Origin of the sequence: Lacticaseibacillus rhamnosus, from assembly GCF_900636965.1 — a bacterium.
Classification (GTDB): Bacteria; Bacillota; Bacilli; order Lactobacillales; family Lactobacillaceae; genus Lacticaseibacillus; species Lacticaseibacillus rhamnosus.
In genome coordinates, this window is sequence record NZ_LR134331.1 from 405,692 (window position 1) to 423,317 (window position 17,626).

16 protein-coding genes are annotated in these 17,626 nt (G+C 41.2%); 14 read left to right on the forward strand and 2 right to left on the reverse strand.

Going from position 1 to position 17,626, the window contains the following annotated elements; translation table 11 throughout:
• The first annotated feature begins 52 nt into the window (after positions 1 to 52).
• The 8 genes from EL173_RS02020 (at position 53) to EL173_RS02055 (ending at position 10,256) form a co-directional block, all read left to right on the forward strand.
• Positions 53 to 616 carry a glycerol-3-phosphate responsive antiterminator gene (locus EL173_RS02020; RefSeq protein WP_014571099.1) on the forward strand — a complete coding sequence of 188 codons (564 nt, stop codon included), beginning with the start codon at positions 53 to 55 and terminating at the stop codon, positions 614 to 616.
• Positions 617 to 649: 33 nt separating this feature from the next.
• Positions 650 to 2,179 (forward strand): FGGY-family carbohydrate kinase, encoded by a 1,530-nt coding sequence (locus EL173_RS02025; protein WP_005691478.1) that lies wholly within the window; start codon positions 650 to 652, stop codon positions 2,177 to 2,179.
• Between the two features lie 33 nt (positions 2,180 to 2,212).
• Positions 2,213 to 2,977: an SDR family NAD(P)-dependent oxidoreductase gene (locus tag EL173_RS02030; protein ID WP_014571100.1), complete on the forward strand. Its 765-nt coding sequence runs from the start codon at positions 2,213 to 2,215 to the stop codon at positions 2,975 to 2,977.
• Between the two features lie 20 nt (positions 2,978 to 2,997).
• A complete protein-coding gene (locus EL173_RS02035; protein WP_005691480.1) occupies positions 2,998 to 3,996 on the forward strand; it encodes a 2-hydroxyacid dehydrogenase in 999 nt (332 codons plus the stop codon).
• 32 nt (positions 3,997 to 4,028) lie between these two features.
• Positions 4,029 to 5,288 (forward strand): PTS galactitol transporter subunit IIC, encoded by a 1,260-nt coding sequence (locus tag EL173_RS02040; RefSeq protein WP_005685084.1) that lies wholly within the window; start codon positions 4,029 to 4,031, stop codon positions 5,286 to 5,288.
• A gap of 260 nt (positions 5,289 to 5,548) precedes the next feature.
• The gene (locus tag EL173_RS02045; protein WP_005691481.1) at positions 5,549 to 7,417 is read left to right on the forward strand and encodes a BglG family transcription antiterminator; all 1,869 of its coding nucleotides are present in this window, start codon (positions 5,549 to 5,551) and stop codon (positions 7,415 to 7,417) included.
• Positions 7,407 to 8,273, forward strand: coding sequence for a ketose-bisphosphate aldolase (locus EL173_RS02050; RefSeq protein WP_005685081.1), 867 nt, complete (start codon positions 7,407 to 7,409; stop codon positions 8,271 to 8,273). The genes EL173_RS02045 and EL173_RS02050 overlap by 11 nt, the downstream gene beginning before the upstream one ends.
• A 39-nt stretch (positions 8,274 to 8,312) precedes the next feature.
• Positions 8,313 to 10,256, forward strand: a complete 1,944-nt coding sequence (locus tag EL173_RS02055; protein WP_005685079.1) for a PTS fructose transporter subunit IIABC — start codon at positions 8,313 to 8,315, stop codon at positions 10,254 to 10,256.
• A gap of 285 nt (positions 10,257 to 10,541) precedes the next feature.
• Here EL173_RS02055 and EL173_RS02060 read toward each other — a convergent pair whose 3' ends face one another.
• Both EL173_RS02060 and EL173_RS02065 read right to left on the reverse strand, forming a co-directional pair.
• Positions 10,542 to 11,780 (reverse strand): alcohol dehydrogenase catalytic domain-containing protein, encoded by a 1,239-nt coding sequence (locus EL173_RS02060; RefSeq protein ID WP_005685078.1) that lies wholly within the window; start codon positions 11,778 to 11,780, stop codon positions 10,542 to 10,544.
• 129 nt (positions 11,781 to 11,909) lie between these two features.
• Positions 11,910 to 12,866, reverse strand: coding sequence for a sugar-binding transcriptional regulator (locus EL173_RS02065; protein WP_005685077.1), 957 nt, complete (start codon positions 12,864 to 12,866; stop codon positions 11,910 to 11,912).
• Positions 12,867 to 13,001: 135 nt separating this feature from the next.
• Here EL173_RS02065 and EL173_RS02070 point away from each other — a divergent pair, with 135 nt between their 5' ends.
• The 6 genes from EL173_RS02070 (at position 13,002) to EL173_RS02095 (ending at position 17,549) form a co-directional block, all read left to right on the forward strand.
• Positions 13,002 to 13,802 (forward strand): SDR family oxidoreductase, encoded by an 801-nt coding sequence (locus tag EL173_RS02070; protein WP_005685076.1) that lies wholly within the window; start codon positions 13,002 to 13,004, stop codon positions 13,800 to 13,802.
• 34 nt (positions 13,803 to 13,836) lie between these two features.
• Entirely contained in the window at positions 13,837 to 14,253 is a 417-nt protein-coding gene (locus tag EL173_RS02075; RefSeq protein ID WP_005685075.1) for a PTS sugar transporter subunit IIA, read from the forward strand.
• The gene (locus tag EL173_RS02080) at positions 14,253 to 14,747 is read left to right on the forward strand and encodes a mannose/fructose/sorbose PTS transporter subunit IIB (RefSeq protein WP_005691485.1); all 495 of its coding nucleotides are present in this window, start codon (positions 14,253 to 14,255) and stop codon (positions 14,745 to 14,747) included. Before EL173_RS02075 ends, EL173_RS02080 begins: the two co-directional genes overlap by 1 nt.
• Positions 14,748 to 14,760: 13 nt before the next feature.
• The gene (locus EL173_RS02085) at positions 14,761 to 15,594 is read left to right on the forward strand and encodes a PTS mannose/fructose/sorbose transporter subunit IIC (RefSeq protein WP_005691486.1); all 834 of its coding nucleotides are present in this window, start codon (positions 14,761 to 14,763) and stop codon (positions 15,592 to 15,594) included.
• 18 nt (positions 15,595 to 15,612) lie between these two features.
• A complete protein-coding gene (locus EL173_RS02090) occupies positions 15,613 to 16,461 on the forward strand; it encodes a mannose/fructose/sorbose PTS transporter subunit IID (protein WP_005685072.1) in 849 nt (282 codons plus the stop codon).
• Between the two features lie 188 nt (positions 16,462 to 16,649).
• Complete coding sequence (locus tag EL173_RS02095; RefSeq protein ID WP_005685071.1) at positions 16,650 to 17,549, forward strand: class II fructose-bisphosphate aldolase; 900 nt, start codon at positions 16,650 to 16,652, stop codon at positions 17,547 to 17,549.
• Positions 17,550 to 17,626: the final 77 nt, after the last annotated feature.

Sequence of the window (17,626 nt, forward strand, 5' to 3'; positions counted from 1 at the left end):
AGAAAAACTGTCTCCAAAAATTGAAAACAAAATACTTGAAAGGATGATTCATATGCCTAAATCGATTGTTATTCCATCCTCCCTCAATGGCAAATACCTTAGAGAAGCTTGCGAGGCCAAATCAGAAATCGTCTTATTGTCTGGTGTGAATATTGGTAATCTGGGTTCCTTTGTTGAGTATATCCATGCACATCACAAGAAAGCTTACATTCACATTGACATCACAGGCGGATTCAGACCAGACGAGGTTGGAATTCAGTTGTTAAAGAATATGTTTCATCTAGATGGCGTTATTTCAACTAATATGCACGCATTAACACGTGCACGGGCGATTAAATTAGAAACAATATACCGGCTGTTTTTGTTCGATTCAAGATCGCTGGAACGGGCAGCTGGAGCAATGAGTGATGGGCAGTTTTCTGCAATAGAGATTTTACCGAGTGGCTATGCTCTGTCGGAATACGACAAGATCAGAAAATATGCGGGGGATACGAAATTAATTGCAGGAGGGTTTATACGGTCAGAAAAGAATATTTCCGACATTTTTGCTGCAGGATTTTGGGGCGTTACGACAAGCGATCGTCAACTTTGGCAGTATGGGGTGAATCGTAGTTAAATATCTACCCATACATGAGGGGGATAGACAAGTATGTCAAAAAAATATTTGATGGGTATCGATAATGGTGGAACGAGTACAAAAGCTGCCATTTATGATATGGATGGTCATGAGCTAGAAAAGACTACTGTTAATACAAAAATGTTGACTCCGCATCCGTTCTTTACAGAGCGTGATATGAACGAACTTTGGAAAGCTAATATCTATGTTATAAAACAAACACTCGAAAAGTCGCACATTGATCCTAGAAATATATCGGGAATAGCATGTACTGGACATGGAAACGGCCTGTATCTGGTTGATGATAAAGGAAATGCTGTTCGTAATGGCATTATTTCTACCGATGATCGGGCCGCCGCTTATGTGAAAAAGTGGCTAGCGGATCCTTACTATGAAAACGAGATTCGTCCCAAGACTTATCAAACAGTTTGGTCTTCACAGCCAGTCGCGCTTTTGGCCTGGTTGCAAGATAACGAACCTGAAGTATTTGAACGAACCAAATACATCTTCATGATTCCGGACCTCATTCGGTTTTGGTTAACGGGCGATGCACATTTTGAGATTACTAATGCATCTGGAACAAGCATGTTAAATATCAATACGAAAAAGTTTGATCAGGATTTGTTCAAGTTCTTTGGGATTGAACGATGGATGGCTAAGCTGCCACCGCTAGCAAACTCTACCGATCATTGCGGTAGTATATCAAGAAAAATCGCAAGTGAAACAGGTCTTGTCGAGGGAACTCCGTGTTCGGGTGGGGTATTCGATATTGCGGCTTCCGCGTTGTCAACAGGATTGGTGCACCGTCACAAACTTGGAATTGTAACCGGAACTTGGTCAATCAACGAGTACATTACGAACAAGCCTAAAGTTGTCAAAGACTTATTTATGACTTCAATTTATCCGATAGCAGATCGTTGGTTGATTACGGAAGCCAGTCCCACATCAGCTAGTAACTTAGAATGGTTCATCAATACTTTCATGAATAAGGAGAAGAGGGCTGCAGAGGATGCGGGATTTTCAATATACGAGTATTGCAACAAGCTTGTTGCAAGCACAAAACCACAGGATAGTGATTTACTATTTTTCCCCTTTATCTTTGGTGGTAATGCGGTACCGAATGCTAGTGCTGGTTTTGTGGGAGCTACAAAATATCACGATCTTAAATATTTTGTTCGTGCAGTTTATGAGGGCGTTGTCTTTTCGCATATGTATCACATTGAAAAGTTACGAAGAATTGATGGGCATTTAGACGGTGCTGCTCGTATTGCTGGCGGGATCACCAACTCTCAAGTTTGGTTGCAGATTTTTGCAAATGTCTTAAAGCAGCCTTTAGAACTTGTTAACGTGAAAGAAAATGGAACTCTTGGGACTGCTATGACAGCGGGGGTCATGACAGGAGACTTTAAGAGCGTTGAGGATGCGGCAAACCACATGGTGCATATTAGCCGAACAATTCTTCCTCAACCCGAGTTTGAAGATGTTTATCAAAAGAAATATGAATGTTATAAGAAAGCATTGACAAACATGGAACCTGTTTGGAATGGACTACAGACGGTTTGAATTATCTCGTATGAAGATATGGAGGTTTTAATAATGGATTTAGGTATTAAAGGGAAGAACGCCATTATTACAGGAGGAGCAACTGGACTGGGTCAGCAATTTGTTCTCGGATTAGCAAAAGAAGGCGCTAATGTTGCTTTTACGTACATGAGTGAAAAAGAGAAGCCAGAGCAGACGGTTGAAAAGGTGCATGCAATTAATCCAAGTTTGAAAGCGGTACCTGTTTTAACAAATCTGGCCGACGAAACACAGATTGTTAATTTCTTCGATACAGCACTTCAAAGGCTTGGCAGCGTTGATATTGTCGTGAACAATGCGGGTATTTGGCTTTCAGGAAAAGTGGTGGACATTCCTGCTAAAGATTGGGACTTGACGATGAAAGTCAACCTTCGAGCTCCGTTCTTACTATGCCAGCAATTTGTTCGATATGCTCTGAAGACGAAGCGGAGAGGTCATATTGTCAATGTGACATCACAAGCGGCTTATTATGGATCAACAACTGGACATGCTCACTATGCGGCAAGTAAAGCTGGATTAATTGCTTTTTCAATTTCATTAGCTCGTGAAGTCGCAAAAAATGGAATTAATATCAATAATATCGCAGTCGGAGTGATGCATACGCGAATGATTCAAGCCAATCTTGATAAAGATCCTAATTACTATGTAAACCGTATTCCAATGGGACGTGTCGCGGAACCATCCGAAATCGCAGAGCTAGGAATCTTTCTTGCATCTGAGCCAGCCAGTTATATGACTGGGGCAACTGTTGATGTTACCGGTGGTATGTTAATGCATTAATAAATGGGGAGATAGATAAAATGAAGGCAATCGCATTTGGTGATAATTTAATTGATGTTTCCATGTTAAAAGTTGGTCTTACTACTCTGGAAAATGCGGGGATTGATGTGACAATCCGAGATTGGTCTCACGAATCCACTGCTGCACTTCAAGCAGACAATCTGAAGGTTGAGCAGCATGGCCCGGAAGCAGTAAACGTTGACGATTCGCTTTTGAAAGATATTGATCAGTTTGATTTGATCATTACACAATTTATGCCAATCGGTAAAAAGATTATCGATCGTGCAAAAAACCTCAAATATATCGGAGTTTTACGTGGTGGTATTGAGAATGTTGATGCGGAATATGCTAAATCGAAAGGCATTAAAGTTATGAACACGGCTGGCCGCAATGCACGTGCTGTAGCCGAATTTACGGTAGGCATGATTCTTGCGGAGACACGTAACATTGCGCGAACTCACGCCGCAATGGAAAAAGATATTTGGTTAAAAGACTTTCCTAATAAAGATTACATTCCTGAATTGGGAGGTAAAACTATCGGTATTGCTGGTTTTGGGCACATTGGCCAGTTGGTTGGGCAGTTCTTGAAAGGCTTTGACGCAAATGTCATCTTTTACGACAAATATGTTGATGAACAGAAAGGATTTACAAAAATTGATTCTTTAGATGAATTGATTAAGCGGTCAGATGTGTTAACAATTCACATGCGGGTTACTCCTGAAACAGATCACATTATTAATGCAAAGCGCATCGCCGAGTTAAAACCTACCGCTTACTTTATTAATACAGCCCGCGCTGAGTTGGTAGATGAAGATGCCCTGCTGACCGCTCTTGAGCAGGGAAAGATAAGCGGTGCTGCAGTTGATACATTCAACAACGAGCCATTGCCTCCAGACAGCCGCTTTTTGAAGCTAAAGAATATTACTTTGACTTCACATTTAGCAGGAAGTACTGCTGACGCTTTTCGTAATACGCCTAAACTCTTTGCTGAGAGATTTATGGCGTCATTGCAAGAGTAGCTTGTCACTAAAGAAGGGCTGGGTGAAGCATAATGCAAATAATTCAGGCAATCGTTAATTTGGGTGCCGCAGTTATGATGCCGATTATCTTCTTCGTTGTTGGGGTAGTGTTCAGGCTCTCTATAGGAAAGTCATTTAAGGCCGGCATGTTGGTCGGTATTGGATTCACAGGAGTTAGTATGGTAATTAATCTTTTACTAACCAATCTTGGACCTGCTTCAAAAGCAATGGTTGCGCGGATGGGATTGCATCTTACCGTTGTCGATACAGGTTGGCCGACTGCTTCAACTATCGGATGGGGAACACCAATTATGCCGATTATCGTTATTGGGTTCCTGGTAATTAATGCGGTAATGCTAGTATTAAATCTGACCAAGACGGTTGATATTGATATCTTTAACTACTGGATCTTTCTTCTGCTTGCTGCCGTTGTATATGCCGCTTCGCATAGCTTTTGGGTCGCGGCATTGACAACATGGATTATCTTTGCTCTGACACTGATAGTCGCAGATTTGACAGCACCGTGGATAGAGCGACAGTATAAGTCATTAAATTTAAAAGGAATTTCATTTCCTCACCTAACATGCCTTGCTTGGGTACCATTTGGCATAGCAACCAACTGGGTGATTGAACGCATCCCCGGTCTCAAGAAGATAGACATGCAACCTGAGAAGATCCAGAAGCGTTTTGGGGTCTTTGGTGAGCCATTAACTTTAGGCTTTATTCTTGGGATAGCGATAGCGCTAATGGCGGGGTATGATATCTCTAAGACCCTGACTTTGGCTATTAATGTTGCAGCCGCTATGGTTCTATTACCAAAGATGATTGACATCTTAGTTGAGGGTTTGACCATGGTTCGTGATCATGTTGAAAAACAGCTAAAAAAGTGGTTTCCCAAACGGTCCTTCTATATTGGAATGGATACTGCGTTGCTTATCGGTGAGCCATCTGTACTTGCAACAGGTTTGATTCTCATTCCGATCGCAATTATCTTGGCCTTTATTTTGCCGGGCAATAAAATGTTACCATTTGTGGATCTAGCATCGTTAATGTTCTTGCTGGCACTGGTAACCCCATTTGTTAAACGGAACATGTTCCGGATGGTAATCGCGGGGACATTAATTTTAATTTGTATCCTTTACGTTGGAACCAGCATTGCACCCGAATATACTCAATCTGCAATTTCCTCAAAGATTCCGATGGGTAAGGGAATAACCAGTATGTCCAATATTGTTGGATCTGCAACCACCTGGATCGGATGGGTTTGTGTCAAAATAGGATCGTTGTTTTAAAGTGGAATAGTTGAATGCGTTGGTTTATCAGATTAACGAAGTGCTTAAAAAGGAGCCGAGGGGAATGCCACCTTGACTCCTTTTTCAGTCCTCAGTGCTTAGTTAAGTAGACATGCGTAGGCTGTATTGTATGATACTGACCTTAAAAAACTCTACTTCCGGGCCCGGAAAAATATATACTAATGTAAGCGCTAACTAACGTGTCATACTGGAATTGTCAGGAGGGCAATTGGGATTGACCTGTAGAAGAGGAGGCAATTATGAACGAGAAGATTAAACAGTTGCTTGACATCTTATTACAGCAAAAAGATTACCTTACTGCCTTGCAACTATCTGAAATGTTGGGGGTTACAGAGAGGAGTATTCGGAACTATGTGAGAACTTTAAACAGTAGTGAGACACAAGGGCCTCTGATTATTTCCTCTAACAAGGGGTACCGGATACAAAGAGACTTGTATAACGAAAGTATAGAAAATCGGTTATTCGCTGAGGATGATGCAGAATTGCTCTTTAGAATTGCTTTTATTCTAGTGAGCCATGTTTCTTTCATTACGTTCGATGACCTTGCAATGCAATTAAATTATTCTGTCGAAAGTATTCGCAGTAAGGTTCAGGTGCTGTTCTCCAAAATTCATGATATGAACCTTAACGTTGCGTTGGAGTCGCGAATCTTTACAGGTATTCGGATTTTAGGGGCAGAAAATCAAAAACGATTGCTTTTAGAACAACTAATACCAATTGGAAAAATTGTTAAGGGAGATTTAACCGATTCTACTTTTAAATTGTTAAATGGGGTGTGTGATAAGCAAACGATTGAGAAAGAAATTGTTAGTATAGACACGGTTTTCTCTCAGCACCATACAACAATGGATTTCATTGTATACGCGAAGATTATCTGTCACATGGTCATTGCGATAAGCCGTTACAGAGAAAATCATCCGATCAATAGTTCAGAAGTTAAAGATAGCAACAAGGACCATCCTGAATTTCAATTGGCTTCTTCTTTATTAGCAAGAGCCCCAACAGCAATAAGTAACAAAGCTGAAATAATGGCGCTTACCAACTATCTGATTGCCATGCCATTAAATACCCCAGGTTCGTTCGTGCCAAATATGAATGTGCTACAGCGTGGTCAATTGGAAAGTTCACTGAAAAGAGCAGAAAGCTATTACGGCATTCCGCTATATTCTAATGAAAGTTATCGGAACCAAATCATAAATCATATTATGAGACTTCTAGATCCAATCGAAGAAAGTATACCGGTATTTAATCCATATTCTCAAAAAACAAAGAGAGAATATCTGTTTGCCTATTCGATTGCTTGTTTTCTTTACGATGAGCTGCAAAACGATTTTGATATACAAGCACCTGAATCGGAGATAGCCTATCTCGCAATTCATATTCAACTTGTCTTAACTGAGGAGACCAAGAGCACAATTCGGACAGAATTAGTTTTCCAAGGCAAGAAGGCAGAAGGAGAATTGTTTCGATATAAGATCCAGACATATTTTCCAAGGATAGATATTGGGGTAGTCACAACGGCAATGGATTTAGCTGATATATCGAAGTATCAATTGATCATAAGATGTGGGTTTCAAGAGTCGGATGACCAGGTAAACGATAAGATAATAGAAATTAGCAAAGCATTGAACACTAATGATATAGCCAGAATTCAAAATTTTATTGAGACAGTTGGTACGATGTCTCTGATTCAGAAGCTTGACTATCATCATATGAATGAGTCTTCGAGTATGGATGCGATAGCATATTTATTGAAAAAATCAGGGTACTTTAACCTTTTCCCGTATTTTAAAAAGAGGGAATCAATGTCATCTACTGATATTGGACATCTTGTAGCTATGCCTCACCCCTTTTTAAAGGGTTCGGAGACAGCTGCCAAAGTCATCGTAGGAATTAATAAGACAGCAATTTCTTGGGGACGCCAAAAGGTTAGATTGGTTGTGATATACATTCCCGCGGCTGATCTTAAAACAAACAAAAACTTTTTTAATGATGTTTATGAACACACCAATAACTTGGCTGAAGTTCATGCCTTATTAGAGACTAAGACAAAGCGAGAGTTCATCGAGGTTTGGAATAGAAAAGGAGATTATTCGAATGCTTTATAACATGGTTGATTTACTAAGTGTTGCATATAAAAATAATTTTGCTGTTGGATCTTATAATGTCGCCAATAGTGAATTCGTAGAAGCGATTATTCACGCGGCGGAAGCTAAAAATGCGCCAGCTATTATTCAGATTCACCCCAACGAAATCAATTTGGTAGGTGACAATTTCACTGCGTATGTTAGACAAGCAGTTGATCGAACTCGTGTACCAATGGCCATTCATGTGGACCATGGTGCAACGTTGGGAGATTGCGTACGCGGCATTCATAACGGGTATACGTCAGTCATGATTGATGCATCGGCAAAGTCTTGGGATGACAATGTAGCACTCACTAAACAAGTTGTAGATGTGGCCCATAGTGTAGGTGTTTCTGTCGAAGCGGAGCTAGGGACAATCGGGTCTAACGAACTTTCGACAGAAGGGACCGGGGTCAACAAGATTCTCTACACCGATCCAGAGGATGCAAAGAAATTTGTGAGTTTGACTGGCGTTGACACGCTTGCTGTAGCTATTGGTACGCGGCACGGGCATTACAGTCATGTTGAAAAACCTGAACTGCGAATTGATTTGCTTGAGAAGATTCATGAGGCAGTTGACATTCCATTAGTCTTACACGGAGGCTCTGATAATAAAGATGAGGAGATTAAGAAGACGTATCTTCATGGTGTGGCTAAGATCAACCTGTCAACGGACATGAAAACTGCATTCTTTTCGCAATTACGCAAGAATTTGGATGAAAATCCTGGTGCTTATGAACCCGATCAGCTGATGCCATCAGCCAGAAAGGCGGCTCAAGAGGTAGTCGAATACAAAATGGATCTCTTTAATTCTACTGGTAAAGCTGAATTGTACTAGAGATAACCATCGAGATTTCCAATTGTGGAGGTGAACAAGATGCGTATTGATGAACTAATTGATATCAAAAATATTGACACTAGCATTGAACCGATGACAAAAGATCAAGTCATTGACCGGATGATCAGTAAACTAAGCCAGAATGGTTATGTCCAAGATGCAGACGTATTCAGAAAAGCTATTTATCAACGTGAAAATGAAATTTCAACTGCAGTTGGATATGGCGTTGCAATTCCCCATGCCCGAACCAGAGCAGTCGAAAGATCAACAATTGCTGTCTTTAGAGATCTTGCAGGTGTTCAATGGGGCCAGGAAAAAGTTAATTTAGTGTTTATGATTGCAGCTGAGGAGAGCGCTTCGGATGAACACTTGAAGATGTTGTCAAAGATTTCAACTTTTTTAATGGATGAAAGCTTTCGAGCTAGATTGATAACTGCAGCTGACCCTAATGAAATATACCAGATTCTTGTCCAAGAGGATGCTAAGAAAGATACTGAAGCCAACATTTCAAATGCGCGAGAATCTGCTGGGAAATATCTTATTGGGATTAGCGCCTGCATGACTGGAATCGCACATACGTATATGGCAGCCGAGGCACTTGCTAATGAAGCCAAAAAAAGGGGGATGCGCGCCAAGATTCAAACTAATGGTTCGACTGGTGTTGAGAATAGACTAACTTCAAAGGACATTGAAGAAGCCGATGCAATTGTTGTGGCTCATGACGTAAAAGTTGACACCACGGTTTTTGGTGGGAAGCCTTTCTTAGATGTTCCCGTAAAACGAGCTATTGATCAGCCCGGCTCAGTGGTTGATCAAGCTTTAGAAAAAGATACGACAAGTTCAAAATCTACTCCAACGCATAAGAACCTTGAATCCGCCTTAGGGAAAGAAACTAAGTCTGAAGAAGAGTTGACTGGTAGCGGTAAATTTGCTCGTGCTTTCTACACGCACATCATGAGTGGTGTGTCGTATATGATTCCATTTGTTGTCGTTGGTGGTATTTTTATCGCAATTTCCTTCATGTTTGGTATCTACGCATCAGATCCTAAGAGCGATCAGTATAATATCTGGGCAGCATTTTTCAATGAAATCGGTGGTAATGCGGCTTTTAAACTTTATGTTCCGATTCTTGGCGGCTTCATCTCATGGAGTATTGCGGATAAAGCAGGTTTAGCGCCTGGTATGATCGGCGGCATGATGGCTGTTAATGGTGGATCAGGCTTCTTAGGGGGCATGGTCGCTGGTTTCCTGGCCGGATATGTTACTCGATTCATTGTCAAAAAGACACAGAATGTTCCTCACTCATATAAAGGGATTATGGCAGTATTAGTTATCCCGCTCATAGCAACCTTTATTGTGGGGCTTGTTATGTTTTTCCTTCTGAATACACCAATGTCGAATATGATAAGGTTCCTGACAAATTGGCTAAAATCCATGACGGGCGTCAACGCTTTCTTGATGGGAGCACTTCTAGCTGGAATGATGGCATCTGATATGGGTGGTCCTATCAATAAGACCGCTTCAGCTTTTGGACTTGCTATGTTCGCTTCAAAAATCTATGGGCCTTCAGCAGCCTTGATGGTCGGTGGCATGGTGCCTCCGCTCGGAATTGCACTCGCAACTGTTTTGTTTAAGCGAAAGTTTACAATCCAAGAGCGCGAGGCGGGTAAAGCTAATTGGGTATTAGGGGCAAGCTTCATTACAGAAGGGGCAATCCCGTTTGCAGCAGCTGATCCGCTGAGGGTGATTCCGGCAAATATTATTGGTGGTGCAGTTGGTGGCGCAATCTGCATGGCGTCAAGCATTACGTTGCAAGCACCCCACGGCGGAATCTTTGTTATCCCAATTGCCTGCAATAAGCCACTTCTTTATATTGGCTGCATTCTAATCGGAACAATTATAACAGCGCTTATCTTGGGCTTTACCAAAAAGAATTTGAGCGAACAGCAAATGAAGCAACAGATGGCAGCAGGTATTATCTGAGAATTATGCAAGGTGCGAAGCTGAATATAGAGAGAATTATCGATATGATAAAAGGTTCGGTCATAGTATAAGGACTATACCGGACTTTTTTATATTGATTCTTGTGACAGTTGTGAATTTCTTATAACTATAAATACTGCACAATTTAAATGAATTAAAAAAGTAGCAAATACATTTCTTCGATGTATCCGCTACTTTGAATATTTGATGCTATAAGCTAGTCCTTAAGCTTAAAGTATTTAAGAAATTTTTAACGCTGAAAAATTTAGATAGTGATGGTGTTTTCTACGCATCATAGTCGGGTTCGTTTGTCAGAATCCAATCCTCTGCTTCTTTTGACCACAAGCCGTCATGCTTGGCCAGAATCTTTCCTAGGTCGGTCGTGGGGTCTACTTTGGCTAATTCTATTCGGTCAAATTTTTTACCACTGTACACCAACTTTTTGCCACCGCCAATTTCAGGTTGATTCATTGTTGTCTCAGCTGCATCGTTTAAGCCCATAACATGGGTAATAACTTTGGAAACGTCCAGCTTTTTCTCGGCAATTAGCTTAGCTGCTTCTGCTTCATTGTCTGCGTCACCACCTGATGTGCCAACAAAATGAGTAAAATTATAGTGGATGTTGTAGAAATTTACAGACGCAGAAAAGTCTTTTTTCATCGGGCCTGCAAACTGATTTAAGCACCCATCAGGATTGAGCAGGGAGTCTGCTAAAGTTGCTAACGGTGCAACGCTGATCATCAAAAAAGCGTCATCGTACCCATTGCCATCAACTGCATCTAGAAGAACTTCTTTTTGCTCATCAAGTGATAAGTTGTTGACGTTGACAAACTTGATATCTACCCAGTCAGATGGATAAAGTTTTTTAGCACGATCCAGTTTGGCCTGATTGACATCGGTTACAACAAGCGTCGACGGCTTTTTTGGACCATGTAGTGCGTAGTCAATGGCAAGTAGTCCCATTGGGCCTGTCCCGCCCATGATTAACATGTTGCCACCTTCTTTGATACCTGTTGTTGGTTGGTATGAGTGGAAGTTGACATGGTATTGTGCTCGAAATGCGGCAATAACACAACTTACCGGTTCACACAACGAACCTTCATAATATGCATCGCCTTCGAATGGAATTAAGCACCCCATTGTCATCACTTCATCAGGAATAATAATCTTTGTTGCATCACCGCCGATATATGGATATGAATAACCTGGTACAAAAGGCGTGTTTTGACGAGCCAAATTTGGCTGGATTACGTAATTTTGGCCAGCGTGGAACTTTGACTGCCACTTTTTGCCCACTTTTAAGATTTTTCCAGAAAACTCGTGGCCTAGAACTGCTGGATTATGCGCTAAATCATCAGGGGTCTTTTTGTGATCTTCACCTTCCATCGCAAGCTTCCATGATGACATACACATTGTATCGCTCACGACAGTCGCGAGGATCTCATCGTCCTTCATTTCGGGAAGGTCAAAAGTGTCAATTCGGAGATCCTTCTTACCATAAATTCGTAATGCTGTACTTTCCATGTTGATATCCTCCATTCACAAATGTGAGAATTGATTGGGTACTTATTTTTTCTAGCTACAAACAGATGTTAATCCAGCAATTTCGTTTGAGCAAGTAAGCGCTACCAAAAAATCACATATGTGAAACTGTTAGGACAACTCTTTGATTGCCTTTGCTGTTGCTTCGGTAGTAATTAAAGTGTTTAAGAGACCACCTCGAAGAGCGGCAAGGATAGCATTTACCTTTTCTTCCCCAAAAGCAATTCCAACGGAGTGTGGTACTTTTCGCAATGCCGAAAAAGGAAAGGCAACAAGAATGGAGTCGATATCGCGAGCTAATTTTCCATCCTTGTCGAAAGGGTGTGAAAGAATATCTCCGACCATATCGGCACTGAAATAAGACTTGAAGTTTGTGTTCTCATAGAACGCTTGCCAATCAGGAGAATCTGTAATTAGTGAACTTCCGATGCCAAAGATCGCGATATTGACACGATTCCACAATCCTAAGATTTCTTGCGTGTTGGGGTTGGCGAGAAGCTCTTTACGAAGCGCTTTTGATCTGACAAAGGCAGGGGAATCCAAGACAAACGCTGTTCCGTTTAGCCGATTGGCGAGCCGGTGTGTCAGATAGCTCACATGATAGTTCGAAGGTATTCTTCCCATTGGGCCACCCACCAGCGGAACAACTTTAATATCACGAAGGCCTTTATCTGTTGGAAATTGACTGATAACACTTGAAAGCGTTGAACCCCAACTTAACCCAATTACGTCACCACTTTTAATGATTCTTGATAAAAACATTGATGCGTAAACACTCAAAGCGTTTAACTCATTGCCTCCATTTTCAGAAGCCGGGACTATAACGGCCTCTCGCAAATTGTATTTTTGTTTAAAAAAATCAATAAGTTGGCTGACGGCGGTGGTTTCGGGATTGATTGCGATAGATACCACGCCTTCATCCCTAGCCGCCTTCAGAATTCGACTTATTTCGGTTCTGTGAATATGGGCAATGTTAGATATTTCTTGTTGAGTTAGACCGTGCATGTAGTAAAGATCGGATATCTTGACTAAAGTTGCACGATCATACCGTTTAGGCAAATTTGACATTGATGTCACCTCGAAATCACAAATGTGAAATTATTCAACAGTCACGTTGTAACCGATTACATTCCAATTATAATCAAAAGTGAAATTAGTAACAACTTAAGTTTAACATTTGTGAATGATGAAAGGAGAAATATCATGTCAGATTGGCTCAGTTTGTTAGGGAAGACAATTATTGTTACGGGAGGCTCGTCAGGAATTGGGGAAGCAATCGTCAAAGAGTTACTGCAAAATGGAGCAAATGTTGTTAATGGTGATTTAAGAGAAGGATCTATACAGGATCCACGCTTAACATACGTAAAGACAGACGTGACTAATCCTGAGGCTGTTGAAAATCTTGCTAAAGTGGCAACACAGATTAACGGGGAGATTTGGGGGGTTGTCAATAACGCAGGAATTAACAAACCACGTGTTTTAGTTGATCCGAAAGATCCGCATGGGAAGTATGAACTTGATGTTCACACATTTGACCAAATATTCAACGTCAATGTAAAGAGCGTCTTTTTAGTTTCTCAAGCTGCAGTACGGCGAATGGTCAAGCAACGTCACGGAGTTATCGTGAATATGTCTTCTGAAGCAGGTCTAGAAGGTTCTGTTGGCCAAAGCGTATATTCAGCCAGTAAAGGTGCTATCAACGGTTTTACCCGTTCATGGGCGAAAGAATTAGGTAAATTCAATATTCGAGTTGTTGGCGTCGCGCCTGGCATCATGGAAGCTACAGGGCTAAGAACTCCCGATTATGAAGAAGCATTGGCTTACACCCGAGGGACAACTGTAGAAGCAATTCGAGCAGGCTATAAGTCCACATCTACAACGCCAATGGGCCGAAGCGGCAAACTGAGTGAGGTGGCTGACTTAGTTAACTATTTTGTTTCCAATCGTGCTAGCTACATCACTGGGGTTACAACTAATGTCGCAGGCGGAAAATCACGCGGTTAAAACATGTTTATAAGATTGGAGATGTGCGATAGAAATGGAAATAATTTTAGTTGGGCATGCACATACTGCAAAAGCCTTTAAAGAAGCAGTGGAGATGATTTATGGTGAGGTGCCAAATTTCCATCCAATAGACTTTACACCTAAAGAGGGTTTGCAATCGTTGACGAATAAAATTATTTCAGCGATTGATCCTAAAAAAGCGTCTAGTACTTTAATTATTACCGATTTATTTTCAGGAACACCTTACAATGCAGCAGCAGAATTAGTTTTGAAAAAGAAAGCGGCCGATGTTGTCGCTGGAATGTGCTTGCCCATGTTATTGGAGGTTGCAGTTAACGCAAATAGTATGGATGTTGGTCAACTAGTATCACATTTAATGAAGAGCAAAGAAGAATTCTCAACGAGCCTTAGCGAAAAATTGACAGCAAATGCAAAGGAGGATGATTTCTGATGATTATTACGCTTGCAAGAGTTGACGATCGCTTAATTCATGGTCAGGTTACAACAGTCTGGTCTAAAGAATCAAATGCGGATCGTATCATCATCGTCAGTTCAGAGGTTTATAAGGACGATATTCGTAAGACCTTGTTAAAGCAGGCAGCACCTCCAGGCATGAAAGTCAATATTGTTGATGTACCAAAGGCGATTGCTGTTTATAACAATCCCAAATATAGCAAAGATAAAGTGTTCTATTTGTTTACCAATCCAAGTGAAGTAGTTGATCTGGTAAAAGGTGGAATTCCATTAAAGAAATTAAACATTGGTGGAATGCAATTTAAGCAAGGTAAGACCCAGATTAGTAAGGCTGTTTCCTTAAATGCAGAAGATGTTGCAGCATTTCGAGAATTAGATCGATTAGGAGTCAAGCTTGATCTCCGTGTAGTTAAAACAGATCCATCTACAGATATTTTGACTAAGATAGATGAAACGTTTGGAAAGGATTAGGTGGTGATTATAAATGGCAATCTCTACCATTCAAATTATTCTTATATTCATCTGGTCTTCAGTAGTGGGTATGGGAAGTGTATTAGATGAATTTCAGACTCATCGGCCCTTGATCGCGTGTTCAGTTATGGGTTTGATTTTAGGTGATCCAAAGACAGGGATTATTTTAGGTGGAACTTTGGAGCTTATTGCCCTTGGCTGGATGAATATAGGGGCTGCACAATCTCCAGATTCGGCTTTGGCAAGTACTATTTCAACAATTCTAGTTATTGTTGGCAATCAGGATATTCAGAAGGGAATTGCGATTGCTTTACCGGTTGCAGCGGCCGGGCAAGTTCTTACAGTCTTGGCACGAACTGTTACAGTGGCATTTCAACATGCGGCGGATCGTGAGGCGGAAAAGGCAAACTTTACTGCCATCATATGGTTACACTTCACGGCATTAATTGTTCAAGCGCTCCGGGTCTCAATTCCGACCACGATTGTTGCAGTATTCGTGAGTCCAGAAGAGATTAAGAGCATGCTAGATGCATTGCCACAAGTGATTACCGGAGGCCTTACAGTAGCAGGAGGGTTCATTGTGGTTGTTGGGTATGCCATGATTCTAAATATGATGAGTGTTAAGTATTTGATGCCTTTCTTCTATCTCGGCTTTGTACTTGGCGGATATTTAAAATTAAGCTTGTTAGCTTGGGGCGCTGTTGGGCTGATCTTTGCTATCATCTATGTTCAACTAAATCCTAAGTTTGCGCAAAACCACAGCAATGGATCGGGCAGTTCCGGTGGGGCAGTTGCATCGGCCAGTGATCATCCTGCTGAGTTACCAGAAGACGAGTTGGACGACTGAAAGGAAGTGTAATGAATTATGGCTGATCAACCTGTACAAGTAAATAAACTGAAAACTAAGATTACAAAGGGAGATATGTTTAAGACTTTTGTATTCGAGAACTTTCAACAAGCTTCATTCAACTTTGAACGGATTCATGCGCTCGCTTTTTGTGTTGATATGATTCCGACAATTAAACGTGTTTATTCAAAGAAAGAAGATCAAGTGGCGGCCCTAAAACGACACCTTGTCTTCTTTAACACAACGCCGGCTATGTGTGGACCAATTGTCGGTGTGACAATGGCGTTAGAAGAAGGTCGAGCGGCTGGGGAACCGATTGATGATGGGACTATTAATAGCTTTAAAGTTGGCTTAATGGGACCCTTGGCTGGTGTTGGTGATCCAATCATGTGGGGCACACTGCGTCCTATTCTTGCAGCTTTAGGTGCCTCACTGGCACTTCAGGGATCTTGGCTGGGGCCTATTCTGTTCTTCTTCGCTTTTAATGCAGTTCGATTGGCATTTAAATGGTATGGACTTCAACTTGGATTTTCGAGAGGATTAGCGCTTGTTAAAGACATGAGCGGTAATCTTCTACAAAAGATTACCGAAGGCGCGACGGTACTTGGCCTCTTTATCATGGGTGTTTTAGTCACAAAATGGACAACCATTAATGTACCATTAGTTGTTTCGAAGACGACCGTGAGTGGTAAAACGACAGTAACGACCTTGCAAAATATCCTAGATCAGTTTTGTCCAGGACTCTTAGCGTTGGGTCTGACACTGTTGTGCATGTATTTACTTCGGAAGAAAGTTAGCCCAATTCTTTTGATTTTTGTTTTATTTGGAGTTGGCATCATTGGCTATTGGCTCGGTATTTTGAAGTAAGGGTGAAGTAAAACGATCAATCAAAACACAATAATAATTGCAATCGGCCTCATACTTTTGACCAGTGGTTTTCTAGTAAAAAACGAAAAGCAGGGTAAGAAGCAGAGATGTAATTTGCTGTATATGATTGCAGGCATTGTCATCGTATTAATTGGGCTGAAAGTAATTTAGGGAGGGGTTGTTCTTTTATGCCACTTGTATCAACGAAATATCTAGTGACGACAGCTTATCAAAATAAGTTTGCAGTCGGTGCCTTTAACGTTGGAAATAGCGAATTTGTTAAAAATATCATTGCCGTTGCGGAAGAATTAGAGTCGCCGGTCATCCTTGAAATTCATCCTCTTGAATATGAACTAATGGGAAGTGCTATTTTTAAATATATTCGAGAAGCAGCTCTGACCGCCACTATTCCAGTTGCTATTCATCTAGACCATGGGAGGAATATGGCTGATGTATTGCGAGCAATTCAAGATCAAGCGAATTCTGTCATGATTGATAGCTCGGGGTTTTCGTTCGAAGAGAACTTGAGGCTAACAAAACAAGTAGTTGAAGTGGCCCACAGGGTTGGCGTCTCCGTAGAAGCGGAACTGGGAAGTATTGGAAATAGAAAGTTCACAGAAGATCAGAATATGGGCAGAATTTATACTGACTCTGAAAGTGCTAAACAATTTGTTGAAGAAACGGGCGTTGATGATCTAGCCGTGGCGATTGGCACTGTCCACGGCCCGTATCCAAGCGGGGAAAATGATATACGAATTGACATCTTGAAGAAACTTAACGCAACATTGAAGATGCCTTTGGTGCTACATGGCGGATCAGACAATCCTGACAGCAAGATTCGAGAAGCTATTCAAAATGGCATATCAAAAGTTAATATTTCGACAGATATTAAAGTGCCATTTTATCATGGGATTGCTAAAGCTGTGGCTGAGAATCCGAATGAGTATGAGCCGTGGATTATGACGCCCGGTGCGGATGATTCGCAAAAAAAGGTGATTGCGGAAAAGATTCGTTTATTTGGCAGTGATCATAAACTAAGCCTTTACCTTGAGTCTCCAGAAAAATTGACGCCATATATCAACTCATAATGAGAGACCAACGCTTCAAGATTCCCACTATATTTACTTTATATGTACAAAAGCGGTTCTGATTTCTGGCAAGAGAT